The 5,148-nt window shown below is 75.2% G+C and carries 5 protein-coding genes and 1 tRNA gene; 1 reads left to right on the forward strand and 5 read right to left on the reverse strand.

Annotated features, from left to right (window positions below; translation table 11 throughout):
• Positions 1 to 584: 584 nt before the first annotated feature.
• Positions 585 to 1,379 carry a hypothetical protein gene (locus AAHH18_RS07865; protein ID WP_283320898.1) on the reverse strand — a complete coding sequence of 265 codons (795 nt, stop codon included), beginning with the start codon at positions 1,377 to 1,379 and terminating at the stop codon, positions 585 to 587.
• Between the two features lie 477 nt (positions 1,380 to 1,856).
• Here AAHH18_RS07865 and AAHH18_RS07870 point away from each other — a divergent pair, with 477 nt between their 5' ends.
• Positions 1,857 to 2,780: a CE1 family esterase gene (locus AAHH18_RS07870; RefSeq protein WP_343301223.1), complete on the forward strand. Its 924-nt coding sequence runs from the start codon at positions 1,857 to 1,859 to the stop codon at positions 2,778 to 2,780.
• Between the two features lie 225 nt (positions 2,781 to 3,005).
• Here the strand turns inward: AAHH18_RS07870 and AAHH18_RS07875 are convergent.
• The 4 genes from AAHH18_RS07875 to AAHH18_RS07890 all read right to left on the reverse strand — a co-directional run bounded on the left by AAHH18_RS07875 (position 3,006) and on the right by AAHH18_RS07890 (position 4,563).
• Positions 3,006 to 3,078: transfer RNA gene (locus AAHH18_RS07875), tRNA-Ala, on the reverse strand.
• Positions 3,079 to 3,165: 87 nt separating this feature from the next.
• Positions 3,166 to 3,861 carry a histidine phosphatase family protein gene (locus AAHH18_RS07880; RefSeq protein ID WP_343301224.1) on the reverse strand — a complete coding sequence of 232 codons (696 nt, stop codon included), beginning with the start codon at positions 3,859 to 3,861 and terminating at the stop codon, positions 3,166 to 3,168.
• Positions 3,858 to 4,253, reverse strand: a complete 396-nt coding sequence (rsfS, locus tag AAHH18_RS07885; protein WP_343301225.1) for a ribosome silencing factor — start codon at positions 4,251 to 4,253, stop codon at positions 3,858 to 3,860. The genes AAHH18_RS07880 and rsfS overlap by 4 nt, the downstream gene beginning before the upstream one ends.
• A gap of 31 nt (positions 4,254 to 4,284) precedes the next feature.
• Complete coding sequence (locus AAHH18_RS07890; RefSeq protein WP_343301226.1) at positions 4,285 to 4,563, reverse strand: hypothetical protein; 279 nt, start codon at positions 4,561 to 4,563, stop codon at positions 4,285 to 4,287.
• Positions 4,564 to 5,148: the final 585 nt, after the last annotated feature.

Here is a 5,148-nt window from a genome sequence, read left to right on the forward strand (position 1 = left end):
GCACCCCGCACCCACCCCCGCGCACCTCACCCAGCCCCGCACCCGTGCCCACCACCCGCACTCGCACCCGTACCCCCGCGCCGAGAGTCCAGGACACGCCGTGTGTGCACGCTCGTCCCGGGCATGTCCTGAACTCTCGGTGATGCCCCGCGGGCGTGCGACGCCCGCACGGACGCGCGCACTCAAGCGCGCGCCCACCACCCGCACTCCGCCCTCGCGCCCCCGCGCCCCCGCGCCCCCGCGCCGAGAGTCCAGGACACGCCGTGTGTGCACGCTCGTCCCGGGCATGTCCTGGACTCTCGGTGATGCCCCGCGGGCGTGCGAGGCCAGCACGGACGCGCGCACTCACGCGCGCGCCCACCACCCGCACTCCGCACTCGCGCCCCCGCGCCCCCGCGCCCCCGCGCCGAGAGTCCAGGACACGCCGCGTGCGCGTGCTCATCCCGGGCGTGTCCTGGTCTCTCGACGACGCCGCGCGGACGTGCGAGGGCAGCGCGGAAGGGGCGAGAGTCCGGGGCGCGCGGGCTCGATCGGGGGCGCGCGGGACGAGTGAGACAGGGCGAGGGCCGGGCGCGCGGGGCCCGTCAGGGGCGGGGCGGCTCGATCGTCACCGGGAGACCCCAGCGGCTGTACCGCTGCACCGTCGTCGTCTGGATGCCGCCGACGTCGACCGTCGCCTGGTTGCCCGCGACCGTGTGGTCCGACCCCAGCCAGACGACCATCTCGACGACCCGGGCGCCGAGCGCGTCGAACGGCTCGGTCGCCTCCAGCCGCCAGGCGTGCAGCCCGGTGCCGTCCTCCTGGGTGAGGACGTCCTGGTCGGGCTGCACCTCCCAGCCGACCGAGCCGATCATGGCCGCGGTCATGGACGGGTCCGCGGCGGCGCGGTACGCCTCCCCGACCGTCGCGGCGAGCAGGGCCTGCGGGTCGCTGCTGGTCAGGTCCCCGCGGACCCAGACGCCGTCGAACGTGACCCACGCCTCGTCCTGCGTGAGCACGAACTGCCGCGGGCCCTCGCTGGTCGTCATCGTCCCCGCCATCTCGGGCCGCTCGCCGTAGACGAAGTCGACCTCCGCCGAGTCCGACCCGGACTCCAGGTGCTCGTGCCCGGTCCCCGCGGCGGTCGAGAACGCGACCACGCACGCCGCGAGCACATCGCCCGGCACGGCGGCGCCGGGTGAGAGGTCGACGTCGTCGCACTCCGACGGGGCCACGACGCCGGGGGCCGCTGCGGCCGGCGGCGCACTGCTCGGGGCTGCGGGGGGCGACGACGGGGAGGCGGTCGAGGCGCCCGGCTCCGGCGACGCGGTTCCCCCACCGCAGGACGCGAGCAGCAGGACGGCGGACAGCGCGACGGCGGCGCGGACGGGTCGGGTCACGGCCCCGAGGGTAGGGGCGAGCTCCGGGACGCGCACGGGTGTCCCACCCCGGACACCCGCCCGCGGATCACGAGGCGACGCCGGCCGGTCGGGCTGGTCCTGCCGTTCCTGGTCCCCACGCCACCCCGTTCGAGTGAACGCCGAGACCGACGATCAGTGGGGAATCAGGTTCCTCCCGTGCGAGATCTCCGCCCTGACGCTCGATACCCTGCGCGCCCTCCGCACCCGACCTGGTCCCCTGTCCGCCGGGACGCCGCCGGGCGTCATCGGGGCTCTCTTCGCGTTCAACGAGCCTGAATGCGCGCACACCCGGCGCGTCCAGGTGCGTCCTCGGCGCAGCCATGATGCCCACCCTCCGGGGACGGAGTGTCCCCTGGAACCCGGGGCGAATTCCTTCGCCCGTCTGGTCGGTCACCGCGCAGGAATCGACGCAGGAGCCATTTGCTCAATCGCTCTGACCTGCGCAATCATCCGCCCATGACGATGACGTCCGCGCGGAAGACCGGTGCATGGGCCGCTGCCCTGCTGCTCGTGCTGGCTGCGTGCACCGGCGGCTCGGACGCCGCTGCGCCGACGCCGACGCCCACCCTGGTCGCACCGGGTGGCTCGGGCACCATCGACCTCGACGACCGCACGTTCACCCTCGACGTCCCCTCCGGCTATGACGCCGCCGAACCTGCGCCCCTGGTCGTGTCGCTGCACGGCTACTCGGAGGTCGGAGAGAGCACGGCCACCTACCTCGGCCTGCGGGACCAGTCGGAGGCGAAGGGCTACCTGCTCGCCTACCCGGAGGGCCTCGTCGACAGGGCGGGCAAGCAGTACTGGAACGCGACAGGCGCCTGCTGCTCCTTCGACGGTGTCGACCCGGACGACGACGGCTTCCTGACCAGCGTCATCGAGACGATCCAGGCGCAGTACGCGGTGGACGCGAAGCGGGTCTTCGTCATCGGCCACTCGAACGGCGCGTTCATGGCGCTGCGCATGGCGTGCCACCACCCCGACCTGATCGCTGCGGCCGTGTCGGTCGCCGGAGAGAACGACGTCGACCCGTCGGCGTGCGCCCCGGGCCAGCCCGTCAGCGTCCTGCAGGTGCAGGCCGACACCGACGAGGTCATCAGCTACACGGGCGGCAGTGTCGGCCCGGGGGATCCTTATCCGGGGGCTGAGCAGACGGTCGCGGACTGGCGAGCGATCGACGAGTGCGAGGACAGCGCGACCCAGGGCACCGCGGACTACGACTCGACGCTCCCCGGCCCCGAGACCGTGACGAGCAGCTGGTCCTGCTCCCAGGGCACCGAGGTCGGTCTCTGGACGATCGTGGGCGGCAAGCACGGCCCGACGTGGTCGGACGCGTTCGCGCCTGACGTGACCGACTGGATGCTGGCGCACGGAAGGGCCTGACGTCGGGCGTCGGTCGGCCTGAAGGGGGCCCGGCCGACGCCGGACGACGGGATCGGTGACATCCGCGAGGTGCTCCTGGGCACCTCCGCGCGCCCCGGGACCACGCCGATCGAGGTCGCAGTGCACGACGGCACGTCGCGGTCCTCACGTGTCATCACATGCCAAGAGGCCACGTCCGGGCCCTGTCTCCAGGATGCCGGCGTGGCCTCTGACCTGCTACGTCGGTGGAGCTGAGGGGACTCGAACCCCTGACCCCCTGCATGCCATGCAGGTGCGCTACCAGCTGCGCCACAGCCCCGTGATCAGGCCCGTAGACCGTCACACCACCCGCTGAGCGGGCGACCTGAACTCTACTCGACGCCTCGCCCGGACGCGAATCGGCAGGTCACGCGGGGTCTCGCACCTCTTCGTCCATCGTCGGCGCGGGGCGGTCGGGGCCGGCGTTCCAGTCCGACGACGCGTGCACCGGGCCGACGTTCAGGGCCTCCAGGCGCCACGCCAGGCCGGACCCGGGGCGCCCGGGCCGCAGCTCCGTCCAGTGGGCGTTCGACATGCCGGAGATGCCCTTCCACGTCGGAGGCAGCCCGAGCATCCCCACGACGCCGAGGGTGATCGCCGCGCCGTGCGAGACGACGACGAGCGTGTCGTCTCGCTCCAGCGCGCCGGCCAGCTCCGTGACGCCCTCGACCATGCGGGCGAGCACGTCCACGCGCGTCTCCGCGCCGACCCGCTCCGGCTCGCGGCCCGACACCCACGCGGCGTGCTGCTCGGGCCAGCGCTCCGCGATCTCCGCGGACGTCATGCCCTCCCACTCCCCGAAGGACCGCTCACGCACCCGCGTGTCGGTGTGCACGGGCAGGCCCGTGCGGTCGGCGAGCGCCTGCGCCGTCTCCCGCGCGCGCCCGAGGTCGGACGACACGATGCGGGTCGGGGCGTACCGGCTCGCGAGCGCCGCCGCGGCGGTCTCCGCCTGCCACCGGCCGACGTCGTCCAGCGGGATGTCGGACTGGCCCTGCAGCCGCGCGCTCGCGTTGTGGGCGGTGCGGCCGTGGCGCCAGAGGACGACGCGCCCGGCGGTCACTCCCCCGCCTCGGCTCCCTCGGGCGTCCCGTGCACGTCCGACGGGAGCTCGATGACCGGGCAGTCCTTCCAGAGCCGCTCGAGCGCGTAGTAGACGCGGTCCTCGGCGTGCTGCACGTGCACGACGACGTCGCCGAAGTCGATGAGGACCCAGCGGCCCTCCTGCTTGCCCTCGCGGCGCAGCGGCTTCGCGCCGAGCTTGTGCAGGGACTCCTCGACGGCGTCGACGATCGCGCCGACCTGCCGCTCGTTGGTGCCCGACGCGATGACGAACGCGTCGGTCAGCACGAGCTGGCCGCTCACGTCGAGGGCGATGATCTCCTGGGCCTTGAGGTCGGCGGCAGCACGGGCTGCTGCGACGGTGAGCTCGACGGCGCGGTCGGATGCCGGCACGGCACTCCTCGGTTCGATGGGGTGGGGCAGGTCAGGGTGCGGCGCTGGTGGCCGCGAGCGCGACGGCGGGGACCGACGGCCCGGCGGCCGTGGCGCTGTCCGACGCCGTGTTGGCGACGAAGATGATGAGGAAGCCGAGCACGAACGCCACGACCGCCAGGATGATCCACTGCAGCCACGTGAACGGCAGCGGCCGGCGCAGGCGCTCGGGCTGCTCCGGCTCGTCGTCGACGTCCTCGGCGGCCGACGCGGGCACCAGGGTGCCGGTCGGGTCGGTCTGCTCGGCCTCGGGGACCGGCGCGGGAGCCATCGCCTTGAGCAGGCTCTGCCACTGCGGTACCGGGACGTCGTCCTCGTCCGACGCCTGCTCCGCGGCCGGGGCGGGGCTCGCGGCGGCGGGAGGGAGCGACGCCCACGGCGACGGGGCCGGAGCCGGTGCGCCGGGCGCGGCACCTGCGGACGGCGGAGCGGCGGCGCCCGTGACCGCAGGGCCGGCGGGGCTCGCCGGACGCGTCCCGGCAACCGGCGCCCCGGACGCGGACGGCGCGCCGGGCTGCGGGGCGGGCGACCACGACCGGGGTCCCGGCCGGCTCCCCGCCGCGGCATCGGGTGCAGACGTCCGGGACCCGGGCTGCCCGGGACCCTGCGGCGCGCCGGAGACCGGTGCGGCGGGGGTGACGGCCGTCGGGGGTGCAGCCGGCGCGACGCCGCCGGACGGCACCCACGCGCGCTCCTGCCCCGCGGGTCCGCTCCCGGGGCGGCTCCCCTGCGCCGGGGCGACGGGTGCGGGCCGGTCGGCCCAGCGGGCGGCGCGGTCGGGTCGGGGCGGCACGGCACCCGCGGGGGTAGCGCCAGGCGCCGGGGCACCTGCGGCCGAGGGGCCGGCGGCCACCCC

Origin of the sequence: Cellulomonas olei, assembly GCF_039548315.1 — a bacterium.
Lineage (GTDB): Bacteria > Actinomycetota > Actinomycetes > Actinomycetales > Cellulomonadaceae > Cellulomonas.

What these genes read in the sequence shown, in the direction of transcription:
- AAHH18_RS07870 (WP_343301223.1), top strand. Translation starts at nt 1,857, where the DNA reads ATGACGATGACGTCCGCGCGGAAGACCGGTGCATGGGCCGCTGCCCTG.
- AAHH18_RS07890 (WP_343301226.1), bottom strand. Translation starts at nt 4,563, where the DNA reads ATGGCTCCCGCGCCGGTCCCCGAGGCCGAGCAGACCGACCCGACCGGC.